Source organism: Chromobacterium sp. (assembly GCF_041912965.1).
GTDB lineage: Bacteria > Pseudomonadota > Gammaproteobacteria > Burkholderiales > Chromobacteriaceae > Chromobacterium > Chromobacterium aquaticum.
Genome location: NZ_JAYSGF010000012.1, coordinates 68,769 through 83,611 on the forward strand (window position 1 = coordinate 68,769; position 14,843 = coordinate 83,611).

General features: G+C 65.0%; 16 protein-coding genes. 2 read left to right on the forward strand and 14 right to left on the reverse strand.

Translation table 11 applies throughout. The features are described from left to right. Positions 1–151: 151 nt before the first annotated feature. The 4 genes from ACE3QM_RS08730 to ACE3QM_RS08745 all read right to left on the reverse strand — a co-directional run bounded on the left by ACE3QM_RS08730 (position 152) and on the right by ACE3QM_RS08745 (position 3,830). Positions 152–952 carry a LuxR family transcriptional regulator gene (locus ACE3QM_RS08730; RefSeq protein WP_082150892.1) on the reverse strand — a complete coding sequence of 267 codons (801 nt, stop codon included), beginning with the start codon at positions 950–952 and terminating at the stop codon, positions 152–154. Between the two features lie 278 nt (positions 953–1,230). Then, positions 1,231–1,938 carry an anaerobic ribonucleoside-triphosphate reductase activating protein gene (locus ACE3QM_RS08735; RefSeq protein ID WP_374421422.1) on the reverse strand — a complete coding sequence of 236 codons (708 nt, stop codon included), beginning with the start codon at positions 1,936–1,938 and terminating at the stop codon, positions 1,231–1,233. Then, on the reverse strand, positions 1,919–2,098 hold the full coding sequence (nrdD, locus tag ACE3QM_RS08740) for an anaerobic ribonucleoside-triphosphate reductase (protein ID WP_048408638.1): 180 nt from the start codon (positions 2,096–2,098) through the stop codon (positions 1,919–1,921). Before nrdD ends, ACE3QM_RS08735 begins: the two co-directional genes overlap by 20 nt. Before the next feature lie 19 nt (positions 2,099–2,117). Beyond that, on the reverse strand, positions 2,118–3,830 hold the full coding sequence (locus ACE3QM_RS08745; RefSeq protein ID WP_374421423.1) for a ribonucleoside triphosphate reductase: 1,713 nt from the start codon (positions 3,828–3,830) through the stop codon (positions 2,118–2,120). 631 nt (positions 3,831–4,461) lie between these two features. On the opposite strand from ACE3QM_RS08745, the gene ACE3QM_RS08750 reads away from it, so the two are divergent. Next, positions 4,462–5,427: a LysR family transcriptional regulator gene (locus tag ACE3QM_RS08750; RefSeq protein ID WP_048408640.1), complete on the forward strand. Its 966-nt coding sequence runs from the start codon at positions 4,462–4,464 to the stop codon at positions 5,425–5,427. Between the two features lie 216 nt (positions 5,428–5,643). Further along, positions 5,644–6,936 carry an FAD-binding oxidoreductase gene (locus ACE3QM_RS08755; RefSeq protein WP_231461728.1) on the forward strand — a complete coding sequence of 431 codons (1,293 nt, stop codon included), beginning with the start codon at positions 5,644–5,646 and terminating at the stop codon, positions 6,934–6,936. A 1-nt stretch (position 6,937) separates the two neighbouring features. Here the strand turns inward: ACE3QM_RS08755 and ACE3QM_RS08760 are convergent, their stop codons facing one another. From ACE3QM_RS08760 to ACE3QM_RS08805, 10 genes are all read right to left on the reverse strand, one after another. Next, positions 6,938–7,696: a GGDEF domain-containing protein gene (locus ACE3QM_RS08760; RefSeq protein WP_053074235.1), complete on the reverse strand. Its 759-nt coding sequence runs from the start codon at positions 7,694–7,696 to the stop codon at positions 6,938–6,940. Between the two features lie 117 nt (positions 7,697–7,813). Further along, positions 7,814–8,248, reverse strand: a complete 435-nt coding sequence (locus ACE3QM_RS08765) for an SCP2 domain-containing protein (protein ID WP_374421424.1) — start codon at positions 8,246–8,248, stop codon at positions 7,814–7,816. Beyond that, a complete protein-coding gene (locus tag ACE3QM_RS08770) occupies positions 8,235–9,164 on the reverse strand; it encodes a U32 family peptidase (protein WP_374421425.1) in 930 nt (309 codons plus the stop codon). The genes ACE3QM_RS08765 and ACE3QM_RS08770 overlap by 14 nt, the downstream gene beginning before the upstream one ends. Positions 9,165–9,189: 25 nt before the next feature. Further along, positions 9,190–10,206 (reverse strand): peptidase U32 family protein, encoded by a 1,017-nt coding sequence (locus ACE3QM_RS08775; RefSeq protein ID WP_048408643.1) that lies wholly within the window; start codon positions 10,204–10,206, stop codon positions 9,190–9,192. 149 nt (positions 10,207–10,355) lie between these two features. Continuing rightward, entirely contained in the window at positions 10,356–10,742 is a 387-nt protein-coding gene (locus ACE3QM_RS08780; protein WP_048408644.1) for a SirB2 family protein, read from the reverse strand. A gap of 31 nt (positions 10,743–10,773) precedes the next feature. After that, positions 10,774–12,771 carry a hypothetical protein gene (locus ACE3QM_RS08785; protein ID WP_374421426.1) on the reverse strand — a complete coding sequence of 666 codons (1,998 nt, stop codon included), beginning with the start codon at positions 12,769–12,771 and terminating at the stop codon, positions 10,774–10,776. Further along, positions 12,768–13,460 (reverse strand): prepilin-type N-terminal cleavage/methylation domain-containing protein, encoded by a 693-nt coding sequence (locus ACE3QM_RS08790; RefSeq protein WP_374421427.1) that lies wholly within the window; start codon positions 13,458–13,460, stop codon positions 12,768–12,770. Before ACE3QM_RS08790 ends, ACE3QM_RS08785 begins: the two co-directional genes overlap by 4 nt. Then, positions 13,453–13,842, reverse strand: a complete 390-nt coding sequence (locus ACE3QM_RS08795) for a hypothetical protein (protein ID WP_374421428.1) — start codon at positions 13,840–13,842, stop codon at positions 13,453–13,455. The genes ACE3QM_RS08790 and ACE3QM_RS08795 overlap by 8 nt, the downstream gene beginning before the upstream one ends. After that, positions 13,832–14,347: a hypothetical protein gene (locus tag ACE3QM_RS08800; protein WP_156183745.1), complete on the reverse strand. Its 516-nt coding sequence runs from the start codon at positions 14,345–14,347 to the stop codon at positions 13,832–13,834. The genes ACE3QM_RS08795 and ACE3QM_RS08800 overlap by 11 nt, the downstream gene beginning before the upstream one ends. Further along, on the reverse strand, positions 14,329–14,760 hold the full coding sequence (locus ACE3QM_RS08805; protein ID WP_374421429.1) for a type IV pilin protein: 432 nt from the start codon (positions 14,758–14,760) through the stop codon (positions 14,329–14,331). Before ACE3QM_RS08805 ends, ACE3QM_RS08800 begins: the two co-directional genes overlap by 19 nt. Between the last annotated feature and the right edge of the window lie 83 nt (positions 14,761–14,843).

Genomic DNA, 14,843 nt, shown 5'->3' on the forward strand with positions numbered 1-14,843 from the left:
AACAAGGCGACAGCCTGTTCAAAGCCCAGCGAATCAAGGGCGAGGCAAGGCCGGTGGCAATGCGCGTTCCTGTGCTCAGCAAGCAACATTCCATGGCGCATGGCAGCCTTTGAACAGGCTTTAGCCTGTAAATCCAAAGTTGGAACGGGGGCTAAGGGCCGGTGACGACCAGGCCGGGTGGCGGCAGCAAATGCATGCCAAGCACGATGGCGTGAGTGCGGTTATTGGCGTTCAGCTTGCGGATGACATTGGCGACGTGGAATTTCACCGTGCGCTCGCTGATGTCCAGAATGGTGGCGATTTCCCAATTGGTCTTGCCGCGGCTCATCCAGTGGAAAATGTCGTATTCGCGCTGCGACAGCGGCATGGAGCTGGGAGTGGCCGGCGGCAGATTGGCCACGCGCACCGCGGCTTGGTGCAGATGGGGCGTCAGACAATCCAGCATGGCCACCAGATTGCTGTCATGGGCGGTTTCGCTGCCGCTGAGCGAGAAGATGCAGCCCAGATTGTTGCGTTGCGACACCGCGCTGAAGCTCAGGCCGTCGCCCAGGCCCACCGACGAAGCTTCCGCGATGAATTTCTTCTCGTCCTTGCCCTTGGCGCGGCTGAAGCGCTCATTCCACGCCACCGGACCCTGCCCCAGGTGGATGCGCAGAATCGGATCGCATTGCGAGTAGTTTTCCTTCATGTACTGCTCGGTCCATTCGACCGGATAGCTGACGTTCAGCACGCGTTCCAGGCGCTGGATCTGCTGTTGCTGATTGACACGTCCCAAGGCCAGGACGATGTGCTCGGAAGGCGCATGGCTGATGATGAGGTCAAGGAAAGCCCTGAGCTCGGCTTCGGTTTCGATTTGTCCGGCAAGGTGAATCCATTCCAGCAATGTCCATTGCTGACTCGCAGACAAACCGCTGGGCAGCGGCCGTGCTATCGCGGAATTTGAGATGACCATGAGCAAATCTTTCTTGATCTTGTGGTTTTACGCTGCTGGATAGTAGCCCACATGCAAAAGGCATGGGAAGCGCTAACTCCTTGTTCTGGTGCTAAGAACAGCGGCTGTTGCATTCGTCGCCGACATTATAACAAATTGCCTGTCCAAAAATCCGTAAGTGGAAATAATTATATTGATCAATGGCTTATTTGATGCTATTCGGCCCAGTCGAATCGGGAGGGAGGAGCGGGGCGCCGCGCGGGCGGCGCGTGATGAGGGCTGGGGTACTGAACCTTCTGTCAGTGTTCCCGGTAGCTGAAATGCTGGAACAACGGCGCGATTTCTTCTAACAGGGCCGGCGCCGGCCAGCCGGGAGGCGTGGCGGTCAGCGCCGAGGACGGCGGCGGACGCAGTTGTTGCCAGTGGTAGTCGCGCACGCCCTGCGCCGCCAGTCGGCGCGCCAGTTCGGCGAGCTGCGCCTCGTCGTGCCAGCGCGGATGTATGGTGCTGCGGCACTCGAATTGACTGTTGTTTTGCAACAGCAGCTGCAGCGATTGCCGCGCTTGCTCGCCGCTGCGCGGCAGGCCGGTCAGCGCCGGGTAGGCGTCGAAGCCGGTCTTGATGTCCAGCCCAACCCAGTCCAGCAGCGGCAGCGCCTGTTGCAAGCGTTGCGGATAGGCGCCGCCGGTGTGCAGGCCGGTGGCGAAGCCCAGTGCCCGCGTTTGCTCCAGCAGCGCCGGCAGCGCCGGCTCCTGCAGCGGCTCGCCGCCGGAGAACACCACGCCATCGAGCAGGCCGACCCGGCTTTGCAGCCAGCGCAGAATGTCCGGCCAGCGCGTTTCGCCGTTGCCGCGCCGCAGCAGGTGCGGGTTGTGGCAATAGCCGCAGCGCCATGGGCAGCCGGACAGGAATACCACCGCGCACAGCTTGCCGGGCCAGTCGCAGCTGGAGAACGGCGTCAGCCCGCCGATGCGGGCCGAGGCGGCGTCAGTTGCCGGCGGTTTCACTGAAGCAGACCCGCTCATCGAACTCGCCGCGCTTGCCGATATTGAAGGATTGCACCGGGCGGTGATAGCCCATGACCCGGGTCCACACTTCGCAGCGGGTGCGTTGTTCGTCGCGGAGCGGGGCGGCGTCTTGGCCGGGGATGCGGAGGGGAGGCGTCATGCGGTTTCCTTTCTTGAGGTCAGGCTTGCTGGCGAGCCAGTTGTTCGGCGTCGCAGCGCGGGCAGAATTCGTGATGGCCGGATAGATAGCCGTGCTTGGGGCAGATCGAGAAGGTCGGCGTCACCGTGATATAGGGCAGGCGGAAATTGGACAGCGCGCGCCGCACCAGCTCGCGGCAGGCCTGGGCGCTGCTGATCGCCTCGGTCATATAGAGATGCAGCACGGTGCCGCCGGTGTATTTGCGCTGCAGCTTCTCCTGGCGTTGCAGCGCTTCGAACGGATCGTCGGTGAAGCCCACCGGCAATTGGCTGGAGTTGGTGTAATACGGATGGGCGTCGCTGCCAGCCTGCAGAATGCCGGGATAGCGCTTGCGGTCTTCCTTGGCGAAGCGGTAGGTGGTGCCCTCCGCCGGGGTGGCTTCCAGGTTGTACAGGTGGCCGGTGCTTTCCTGGAATTCGACCATGCGCTGGCGGATGTGGTCCAGGTAGTCGCAGGCCAGTTGGTGGCCTTCGTCGCTGGCGATGTCGATGCGGTCGGCGCTGAAGTTGCGGATCATTTCATTGATGCCGTTGACGCCTATGGTGCTGAAGTGATTGCGCAGCGAGCCGAGGAAATTGCGGGTATAGGGATAGAGGCCATCGTCGATGCGCGCCTGCACTTCGGCGCGTTTTTTCTCCAGCGCGTCGCGCGACAGTTCCAGCAGGCGGTCGGTTTCGGCGATCAGCGCTGGGTAGTCACCGGCGAAGCGATGGCCCAGGCGCGCGCAATTGAGGGTGATGACGCCGACCGAGCCGGTCTGCTCGGCGCTGCCGAACAAGCCGTTGCCGCGCTTGAGCAATTCGCGCAAGTCCAGCTGCAGCCGGCAGCACATACTGCGCACCATTTGCGGCTCCAGGTCCGAATTCACGAAGTTCTGGAAATAGGGCAGGCCGTATTTGGCGGTCATTTCGAACAAGAGATCGGTGTTCTCGCCGTGCCAGTCGAAATCGCGGGTGATGTTGTAAGTGGGAATCGGGAAGGTGAAGGCGCGGCCCTTGGCGTCGCCGGCCAGCATCACTTCGATGTAGGCGCGGTTGATCATCGCCATTTCGCGCGCGCAATCGCCGTAGCGGAACGGCATTTCCTCGCCGCCTATCACCGGGATCTGCTCGGCGACATCGTCCGGGCAGGTCCAGTCGAAGGTCAGATTGGTGAACGGCGTCTGGGTGCCCCAGCGGCTGGGCACATTGAGGTTGTAGATCAGTTCCTGGACGCACTGGCGCACCGCCTCATAGCTCAGACCGTCTTTTTTGACGAAGGGGGCCAGATAGGTGTCGAAGGAGCTGAAGGCCTGCGCGCCGGCCCATTCGTTTTGCAGGGTGCCGAGGAAGTTGACGATCTGGCCGCAGGCCGAGGACAGGTGGCGCGGCGCGGCGGATTCCACCTTGCCGGGAATGCCGTTGAAGCCGTTTTGCAACAGGGTGCGCAACGACCAGCCGGCGCAGTAACCGGACAGCATGTCCAGGTCGTGGATGTGCAGATCGCCCTGGCGGTGGGCGAGCGCGACTTCCGGCGCCAGCACCCGCTCCAGCCAGTAATTGGCGGTGAGCTTGCCAGCGATGTTCAGGATCAGGCCGCCCAGGCTATAGCCCTGATTGGCGTTGGCATTGACTCGCCAATCGGCGCGGTCCAGATATTCATCGATCGCGGCGATGGCATCGACCGGAGCAGTAGGCGCGGAAGCAGTATTCATTGCTATATATAGTGATGGTTCCGAATGGGCTCCACTATAAATAGTGTTTTATCGCTTGTGTCGCGCAGATGGCGATAACTTGATGCGGATCAAGCGTCGGGCAACTAGTAATAGTGGTTGGGTATTTTGTCTTGCATAGATATTGTGTTTTTTCGGCTGGAGATGCTGGTGCTTGGCCGGGAGGCGTGGCTGGCGGCGGGAGGCGATCTGGGGGCTGGCGTTCAAGCGCGCAGGAAAGCTCTGTGACGCGTCATCGGCATATTGTTGCCAACTTGATGCGGTTTCATTGAGTCTGTTGCAACAAACTCATGGCATTCGGACTGAATCGGGTGCATACTTGGATTGCATAGAAAATAGTGCAATGTATTTTCAACTATGTAGTAAAAATAATATGACAAAACGCGCTACGCGGGCGGTGCAGCGGGGAAGCTGCGTGGTAGGCCTGTTTCAGGCGTGAGTTTGTCGCGAAGATGCATTCAGAACAATTTGCAAGTTCTCCTTTAATCGCCTAAGGGTTTGGTGTACCCTTTTTAAAGAGATACTACTTAATAATGTTATCAGCATTGTCAAATCCCCCCAGGCTGACTGGCATAAAAAGGGTGAGCAATGCCGAGCCTGGAACATCCCTGATATGGACACCTTAAAAGCATTGATGGTCTTCATGACCACGGCGGAAAACGGCAGTTTCTCCGACGCCGCGCGCAAGCTCGGCGTGTCGCCGGCCGCCATCAGCCAGAGTATCGCCCGCTTGGAGCAGGAGTTGGAGGTCCGCCTGTTCAACCGCACCACGCGCCAATTGACGCTGACCGAGGACGGACGCCGTTTTTACGCCCAGTGCCGCGGTCCGGTGAACAATCTGGATTCGGCGATCAACCAGCTCAAGGCCAGCCGCGACGAACCAGCAGGCCATCTACGGGTCAGCATGCCCAATTCCTTTGGGCGGCGTTTCATCCTGCCCATCATGGGCGAGTTTTGCGAACGTTATCCCAAGGTGCGCGTGTTCTTCGGCCTGGACGATCATTTCAGCGACCTGATCGAGGACGGCTACGATGTGGGCGTGCGTTCCGGCATGATGCCGGACAGCCGCATGGTGGCGCGCAATCTGGCGCAGATGCCGCTCTACGTGGTGGCTTCGCCGGGGTACTGGGACTTGCATGGCCGTCCCAGCGCGCCGGAAGAATTGAGCAACCACGATTGCATCAACTTCCAGTTCCCCACGTCCGGACGCTTGTTCAAATGGGAGTTCGACCGCAAGGGCGAACGCATTCCGCTGGAGGTCAACGGCACTTATACCTTGAACGAGATGGAGGCGGTGGCCGAACTGGCGCGCCTGGGCATGGGCGTGGCCCAACTGCCGGGCCACGAGGTGGTGCACCTGATCCGTTCCGGTGAACTCGAGCCGGTGCTGACCGATATGGTGTCGCTGGAGCGTTCCATTTACATCTGTTTCCCGCATCGCGACCATATCGCGCCGCGTACCCGGGTGTTCGTGGATTTCGTGGTGGAGAAGCTGGCGGACCATCCGGACATCATGGCGGACCTGCCGGGGCTGGATCTCAGCGCCAAACGCAAGGCGGCGCAGAAGAACGCCGTCTGAACTTCGGATTCGGCAACAAAAAAGCCAGCGCTCGCGCTGGCTTTTTTGTTGCCGTTTTCCAACGCGGATAGCTGGGCGAGCGCTGGCGGCATCCTCCTTTCGGCTAGCTGTTGTTAATTATAATGAGCGAGTGTATTGTATTTTTATACAAATCATGAACGAAGCCGCCGCGCGCCCAACAAGCCCCGCCGCGTCCGGCTCGCCAAGGAGACTGCCATGAACGCGCCGGCCCGACTGGAACACACGAGCTCTTATTACGCCGCATCCGCCCATCCCGCGCCGATGCGCCCGCCGCTGCAGGGCGTGCAGCAAGTGGATGTCTGCGTGATAGGCGCCGGTTATACCGGCCTCTCCACCGCGCTGCACTTGGCCGAGCGCGGCTATCAGGTGGCGGTGCTGGAGGCGGCGCGGGTGGGCTGGGGCGCGTCCGGACGCAACGGCGGCCAGATCGTCAACAGCTACAGCCGCGACATGGACGTGATCGAACGCCGCCACGGCAAGGCGGCGGCCACGGCGCTGGGCGCGATGGCTTTCGAGGGCGGTCGCATCATTCGCGAGCGCATCGAGCGCTACGGCATCCAGTGCGATCTGAAAACCGGCAATGTGTTCGCCGCCTTCACTCAGAAGCAGCTGGACGAGCTGGCGGCCAAGAAGCGGCTGTGGGAGAGCCATGGCCATACCGGCCTGCAGTTGATCGACCGCGAGGGCATGCGCGGCATCGTGGCCTCGCAGCAATATGCCGGCGCCTTGCTCGACAACTGGGGCGGCCATCTCCATCCCTTGAACCTGGCGCTGGGCGAGGCGGCGGCGCTGGAATCGCTGGGCGGGCGGATTTTCGAGCAATCGGCGGCGCTGAAGATTCATCCCGGCGGCCGGGTGCGGGTAGAGACCGCCTGCGGCGAGATCAGCAGCCGTTTCCTGGTGGTGGCCGGCAATGCCTATCTGGGAGAACTGGTGCCGGCGCTGGCGGAAAAGAGCTTGCCCTGCGGCACCCAGGTGATCACCACCGAGCGCCTGCCGGAGGCGTTGGCCAAGAGCCTGCTGCCGGGCGATCACTGCGTGGAGGATTGCAACTTCCTGCTGGACTACTACCGGCTGACCGCCGACAACCGGCTGTTGTACGGCGGCGGCACCGTCTATGGCGCGCGCGATCCGGGCGAGGTGGAGCGCTTGATCCGTCCCAAGATGTTGAAGACTTTCCCGCAGCTGGCCGATTACAAGATCGAGTTCGGCTGGACCGGCAATTTCTCGCTGACGCTGTCGCGGCTGCCGCAGGCCGGGCGCATAGGCGACAATATCTATTATTCGCAAGGCTGCAGCGGCCATGGCGTCACCTATACCCATCTGGCCGGGCGCTTGCTGGCGGAGGCGATAGACGGCGACAGCGCGCGCTTCGACCATTTCGCCGGCCTGCCGCATTACCCCTTCCCTGGAGGGCGGGCGCTGAGGGTGCCGATGCTGACGCTGGGCGCCTGGTGGTATGGCTTGAGGGACCGCCTGGGGTGGTGAGTCATTCCTCCGGAGCGAGGCGGCGCTCGCGGCTGGCGCTGCCGGCCTCGCCCACCACGCGGTTGCGGCCGGCGTTCTTGGCCGCGTACAGATACATGTCGGCGCGGTGCAGCAGGGTTTCCGGCATATCGTCCAGAGTCTGGGTGGCCACGCCTATGCTGGTGCTCAGATGCTTCACCGCCGGCAGCTCGGTTTGCGCCAGCCGCTGACGGATATCGTCCGCCAGCGCCAGCGCGCCGGTTTGATCCGTTTCCGGACAGATCACCAGGAATTCGTCGCCGCCCCAGCGCACCACGGTGTCCAGCTGGCGCGCGCGTTTCTGCAGCAGTTGTCCGAAAGCGGCCAGCACCTGGTCGCCGGCCAAGTGGCCGTAGTTGTCGTTGACGTCCTTGAAATGGTCGATGTCCAGCAGCAGCACCGAGAACGGCCGCCGGGTGCGGTAGGAGCGCTCGGTTTCGCGGTCGAGGATGGTGTTGGCCTGGCGGCGGTTGGCCAGGCCGGTGACCGCGTCCTGGCCGGCGATGGTGTTCAGTTCCTGCAGCATGGCGTGGGATTCGCGCGCGCGGCGATAAGCGAATAGCGCCAGCGACAGCACCAGATTGACGCACAGCACCAGCGCCAGGCCCATGAGGTGACTATGGTCAGCCGGCGCGGAAGTCAGCTGAAAGCGGTCGGCCAGCCAGAAAATCAGCAGATTGGCCAGCAGCAGGATGACCAGGTCTAGTAGGATCAGCCGTGGGCTGAACAGGCGTGGCTTCATGGGGCTTGGGCCGTTTCCGATGATGGCAAGCCGCCGGGAGGCGGCTTTGCTTTGTGTTTATTCTTTTCGGATTAGCCCAAACTTGGCCCGGCCACAAGCCGCGCGCGCGCTCGGCGCTCAGGCGGCCATGAAGCGCGCCAGCGGCGTGGCGCTCCAGTCCACGCTGTCCAGCAGGTTTTTGACGATGAGTCCGAGCTCGGTATCGCCCTCGATCTGCAGTTTGCGGTGGAAGAACAATGTGTCCGGGTCTTCCTCGCGCAGCATCATGCGGGCGAAGTCTGCCAGCGTCGCCGACAAGCGCAGATCGGCGTCGCCATCGGCGGAGTCGGCGCGGAAGCCTTGAGCGTCGGCGCGGAAGCGCAGCGTCAGGCCGGCGTCCAGCACGCGGATGGCGAAGCGGCGGCCGGCCAGCAGTTCCATTTCCGCTGGCAGCACGCCGCGGCGCGCCAATTGGTTGAGGCTGGCCGCCAGCAGCCAGGCTGGCGGCGTGGCCGGCAGCCGGGACAGCAGCGTGGCCGCGGCGGAGGGCAGGGCGAGATCAGGAATGCGCATGCGATGCTCCTATGGCTTGATTGCCGGCCTGGCCACGCCAGTAGCCGTCCACCAGCGCCCCGTCGGCGAACGGGCTGCTGGCCGCGTGCTGGGCGGCCGGATCGGCGCCGTCCAGCGCCTGGCGGAACAGCGCGACGATGTCGCCGGTGGCGCGGGACTGCGGGCTGATGCGCACCGCGTCGGCGCCGGCGGCGGCGAGTTCGGCCAGGTGCGGCAGCAGGCTATGACAGCCGGCGGACAGGGTTTGAATGCCGTTGAGGGTGAGGAAGTCCTGCTGGTCCTGGGTGCGCATGGCCAGGCCGTCCGGGTGGTCCAGGCAGCGGAATTGGCAATCGTCCTTGCTCAGATTGTAATGGCGGGCGGTGAAGCAGCGCGCCGACAGCGCCAGCGGCAGCTTGCCCCAGGCGAAGACTTCGGTGGCGATGGGCGCGCCGATTTCGGCGTAGCGGGCGAGCAGCTCGGCCAGCGTGGCGCGGTCCATTTCCACCGGCGGCACCCAGCGTTCGGCGCCCCAGCCGCGGATCAGCTTCAGGGTGTCGGCGTTGTAGATGTTCAGATGCGGGCCGGCGACGAAGGGCAGGCCGTGTTCGCGCGCCAGCTTGATCGCGCCCAGGTCGTTGGCCTCCAGCGCGATGTCGCCGTTGGCGGCCAATTGGCGCGCGCGGCGAAGGTCGGATTCGCTTTCCAGCAGCGCCTGGCAGCTGAGGGTGACTTGTTTGCCGGCGGCGCTCAGATCGCGCGCCAGCGAGATCCAGTCCTGCGGCCGCATCTGCTGGCGGCGCGAGCACACCACTTCGCCCAGGTAGATGCGGTCCAGCGGCCAGTCGGCGGCGGCGGCGTAGAAGTCCAGCAGGGTGTCGCGCGGCCAGAAGAACAGCACCGGCCCCAGCGTCAGTTGCAGATTGATGGTAGTCATAGGCGGCTTTCTGCGCGGGCGGCGTTCATTTCCATGGCCGGTTGTAGGCGCCCAGCGTTTGCTGTTGCCCTTCCGACACCTTGTCCAGCGCCTGGTGCCAGGCCGGGCGCGACTGGAAGCGCGCGCCGTCGCGGCCGGCGGCGTCCAGCGCTTCGCGCAGCGCGCGCGTCACCTGGGCCACATAGGCCGGGCTGCGCTGGCGGCCTTCCACCTTGATCGCGGCCACGCCGCTGGCGATGATCTGCGGCAGCATGTCCAGCACATTGAGGCTGGTGGGTTCTTCCAGCGCGTAATAGGTTTCGTCGCGCACTTCGAAACGGCCCTTGCACAGCGTCGGATAGCCGGCGGGCTCGTCGTCGCGGTAGCTATCGATCAGGATGTCGTTGAGGCGGGCGTTCATGCGCCGCTCGCCGGGCTCCCAGCGCACGAATTTGGCAGGCGAGCATACGCCGTGGGTATTCGGCGATTCGCCGGTGGCGTAGCTGGACAGCTGGCAGCGGCCTTCCACCATCACGCACAGGCTGCCGAAGCCGAATACTTCGATCTCGACATCGGTGTGCTCGATCACATGGCGAACCTGGTCCAGCGTCAGCACCCGCGGCAACACCGCGCGGCGGATGCCGAACATGTCGCGCGCCAGATTGATGGCTTCGTAATTGGTGGCCGAGCTTTGCACCGACATGTGCAGGCGCAGCTGCGGATGGCGTTCGGCGGCGTAGGCCATCAGGCCCAGATCGGCCAGGATCAGCGCGTCGGCGCCCAGCGCCGCGCCCTGGTCCACCGCCGCGCGCCAGCGGCTGGAGTCGCCGCCCTGGGCGAAGGTGTTGATCGCCAGCAGCACTTTGCGGTTGTGGCGATGCGCATAGGCGATGCCTTCGCGCGCGCTGGCGTCGTCGAAGTTCAGCCCGGCGAAATTGCGGGCGTTGGTCTGGTTTTTCAGGCCCAGATAAACGGTGTCGGCACCGTTATCCACCGCGGCCTTCAGCGCCGGCAGGCTGCCTGCGGGGCAGACCAGCTCGGGCAGGGATGTATGCAGAGCCATCTTGGTCGGTCCGGTTCAAAACTCGCCGACAATAACAAGCCCCGCGTCGCGGGGCCTTGTTCTGGGTCAAGCGCGGGCGGAGGGCTCGGCGTTTGTTTGCGAGCTGGGGCGTTGCGCCTCGCGACACGCGCTTGATCGTAGCCGGCTTGCTAGAAGAACGGCACCACCATCTTGGTCTTGGCCACCAGCAGGATGTAGAGCACCGTCGCCAGCGCGCAGATGAAGGCGATCAAGCGGGTCTGCTTGGTTTTGCCGCGGCGCAGCGCGATGGTGCCGAGCACGATGTACAGCACCAGGCCGGCGAGCTTGGCCAGCAGCCAGGGACTTTGCAGAACCGGCCAGCCGCCCATCACCACCAGCGCGATGGCACAGCCCAGCAGCAGGGTGTCGATCACGTGCGGCAGGATGCGCAGCGGCTTCAGCGCCAGGATGTGCTGTTTGCCGCTCAGCATCAGGCCGCCGCGCGCGGCGAACAGCAGAATCGACAGATAGGCGAAACCCATATGGGCGTGTTTGACGATCAGATAAGGGTACATGGGTATCCCAAGTTAATTGGTTGGACGGCGCTTAACGGTAGCGTGCCCATAATACCCGCGCCGCGCCCGCTTGCGGGTTCGGCGTGCCGCCGCCTTCGCCCGGCAAACCGTTCTGACCGCTGATGTCGATCACGGTTTCCGCGCCCAGGCTGTTCAGCGGCCGAGAGGGTGGTGGACTGCCGGGCGGCCGGCTTTGCAGCGCGGCGCTGACCGGTCCGAAGATATGGGTGCTGCCGGCGGTGTCCAGGGTGTCGCCGGCCAGCACCGCGCCATGGATGCGATTGCTGGCGCCCAGCTTGATCTTGCCGCCGCTGAAGGCCTGGGCCGCGTCGTAGCCGCCGGCCAGCAGCGCGATCCCCAGCAGCGGCGATTCGCGCAACGCATTGCGGTCCACGCTGCAGTGGTTCAGCGGGTAGGCGTCCGGAAAGTCCGGACTGCGGCACACACGCGCCGCGCCGGCCTGGCGCAGGCTCCACAGTTCGACATTGCTGCTGGTTTCGATATGGCCGGTGGCGAGGATGGCGTTGTCCAGCCTGCCGTACAGGGACAGATTGCCTTCGAACAGCACCACGCCGGGCAGCATGCCCTGCGGCGGCTTGAGTTTCAGCAGCCACTGTTGCGCATTGCTGCCACCCAGACAGCTTTCCGCGTCGCTTTCGCACAGGCGCAAGACCGGCTGGCCGGAGACCGGCGCGCAGCGCTTGCCATCCGGCTGCAGCGCCGGACACAGATCGTTGCGCTGCCAGTCATCGGCGCGCTGCCGGCCCAGCCGGTAGACCGCGCCGTCCGGCACGCCGGCCATATGCTGCAGCCTGATCCGGATGCGCTGCAGCGCGTCGGCGGAGCGGTCGGCCGGGTCCCAGTAAATGATGAGATTGGCCGCGTCTCGGTAATCGTTGGCGTTGATGCGGGTGGCGCCGAGGCGGAATTCCGGCACCGGCTCCAGCGGCACTTTCAGCCCGGCCTGGTGGCGCACCCGCACCGTGTCCGGCGGCGGTTGGCGCGGCTGGCCGGTGGCGTCGAAAATCTGCGCGCCGTTGTGGCTGAAGGCGCCGCCGATGATACCGTCGTCGATATTGGCGTTGCCGCGGCTGTCGAGCTGGCCCTGGGCGCGCAGCGCGTTCAGGCGGTTGCTGCTGCTGGTGCGCACATCGCCCTGGCTCAGTAATTGCGCGGAAATGGCGACGTTGGCGGCCAGGGTTACATCGCCGATGGCGGCCAACCGGCCCACCCGCTCACCGCTGCTGCTGACCGCGCCATTGGCGGCGGCGGTTTCCACATCGCTGCCGCTGCCCATGGTGATGTTGCCGCGCGCTTTCAACGTCAGGAACTGACCGCTGTTGACGCGGATGTCGCCATTGCTCCACAGGCTGAGCGGGGCCTGACCGTCTTCGCGCGCCGGGTTGCCCTGGAACAGGATGTCGCCGGTGGCCTGGATCGCGCTGACGCCGATCAGGCTGCCGCTGGTGTCCACCGCGCCTTCCACTTGCAATAACGCGTCCTTGGCGCCGGTGACGCGGATATTGCCGCTGGTGGACAGGCCGCCGCGGATCTGCGCCGCCGCGTTGGCGCTGGGGGGTACGGGCGCGCCGCCCAGTTGATAGACCACTTCCAGCGTGACACTGGCGTCGTCGCTGCGCGCGGTGATCCACGCGGAAACCTTATCGTCTTTGACCACGGCGCCGGCGGCGCGCGGGGCCGGCAGCAGTTTGATCCGGAGCGCGTCGGCCAGCGCGCGGCTTGCCACCGGCAAGCTGGCGCGGTCCAGGTTGAGCTCGGCGCCGTCGTGCTCCAGCGCGTCGATCTGCTGTGGCGTCAGCGCCGACAAGTATTGCCGCACCAGCTCCACGCCGGTCCAGGCGCGCCACTGCGCCTCGCTATTGCCGCGCAGCGAGCGGGTCAGTTCCTGCTGGCCGCGCAGATGGTGCATGCCGCCCAGCGCCAGCGCGGTCAGGGCCATGCCGGTGAGCAGCACCATCAGCACCGCGGCGACGCCGCGCTGGCGGCGCGGGAGGGAGGTAGGCTTCATGTCGGGTCCGCCAGATTGGTCAGGCAACTGGCGAAGCTGCGGATTTCGTCCCGTTGCGTGTCGCGGTAATTGAGCAGCAGCAGGGGATAGGTCTGGCTGGCCGTGGCGGCGGCGTAGGGCCAGCAGGACTGGGTCAGCCGCAGTTCCAGGCTGAGCCGGCGCCGCGCCGGCAGCGGACCGCTCAAGGCGCGCGCGCGCCACTGCGACGCTTGCGCCAGCGTGTCGTCCAGATTGGCGCAGGCGTCGGCCTGCAGCAGGTAGAGCGTGCTGGCCTGGCCGGCCGCGCCCAGGCTGGCCACGCCGCGGCAGGCGTAAGCATTGGCGTCCAGGCTGGGACGGTAGCGCCATGCCGCCGCATTGGCGGTGCCGGAGGCGGCTGGCGCGATGCTGAGCGCGGTGACCGTGCCGTCGGCGTCCACGCGCAAATCGCTGAGCGACAGCAGCTGCAGGTTTTGTCCACGACCGCCGGCGGCGCCGAAGCCGGCTTCCTGCGCCTGCTGCTGCACGCTGAGCAAGGCCGCCATCAGTTGGCCGTCCTGCTGCGCCAGGCTGGCGCTGCCTTGCTCCGGATGGAACAGACTGCGCGCGGTCTGGCGATACAGCGTCAGCATCGCCAGCGTGGTGATCAAGGCCAGCAGCATGCCGATCAGCAGCTCCAGCAGAGTGAAACCGGCGGCGCGCTTATTCATGATTGCTCAGGGAGAGAGGGGCGGAGGCCGCATCGTGCACGCTCAGGGTCTGGCCGCGCAGCCTGGCGTTGGCGGCGATCTCGGCGCCGCCGTTCTGCGGCTGCCCGCGCAGCGTCACCGCTGGCACGGTGTTGCAGTTCAGACGGGCAGTGGCGGCGACGCCGCTGGCCAGTTGCCAGTCGCCGGCGCTGTCGCAGGGCAGCGTGCCTTGCTGCAACTGCTCCCGCGCCTTGCTCAAGGCCAGCGCATGTTGTTGCAGCTGTTGTTGGCTGCCCAGGCTGCGCGCGTTGACGAAGACGATGCCGAGGCCGGTCAGCATCAGCAGCAGCATGGCGATCAGGCTTTCCAGCAGGCTGACGCCGGTTTGAGCCTTATAAGTCACCGCTGAGCTCCTGTTGGGTGCCGCGAATGCAATACGCGAGCCGCGTGCCGCAATCGACACCGGCCGCCTGGATCGGCAGCGGCTGGCCCCGGTTGTCCAGCGCCAGGCATTGCGCGGCGGGCGCGGCCTGGCAGTGCTTGGCCAGCGTCACCGGCCGCGGCGTGACGCCGCGCCAGATGGCGGCGCCCTGGCAGTGCGCGCCCTGAGTGCCGCTGGCCGGTGTGCCGGCGAACACGCACAGCTGGCCTTCCGCGCTGGCCATCAGCACCGCGGCGGCTTGTTCCGGCGGGGCCGCTTGCGGATTGCTCAGCGCCGCGGCCTGGGTCTGGGCATAGGCGCGGGCCAGTTGGCTGCGGCCCAGCGCCAGCTTGTGCGCGTCGCTCCAGCCCTGGGCCAGCGGCACGCTGAGCAGGGCCAGCAGGGCGATCAGGGCCAGGGCCGCGCACAGTTCCATCAGCGTCAGCCCGCTTTGGCGGCGCGGCGGACTCACCATTGGGTTTGACATGCGCTACTGCTGGTATTGGCGCTGTGGTCGGCGCCATTGAGCTGCAGCACGCAACCGGACAGCTGGGCGCTGACGCCGCTGGCGGTGAGCAGGAAGGACGCGCCCTGCGGCTGGTAGCGGTAGCTGAATTCCGCTTGCGCCGGCTGCCAGCTGGCATTGCCCAGCGCGGAGCGGATGGCGCTGGCGTTGTCGGCGCTGGCCGCGGGATAGCTCAGATGCAGCAGTTTGTGGTTTTCCAGCGCCAGGCTCAGCGCCATCAGGTCGCTTTTGGCGGTATTGGCCTTGGCCGCCTGCACATGGCGTTGGTAGGAGGGCACCGCCACCAAGAGCAGGATGCCGACGATGGCGGCCACCACCATCATCTCGATCAGGGTGAAGCCGGATTGGCGTTGCGGCCGGGCGGGTGAGCTCACGACAAAGCCTTGACAGGTAAATGTCATATTTTAGCGTTATTGGATTTATATTGGTATTGATTGGCATCAATATGCCATTAGTA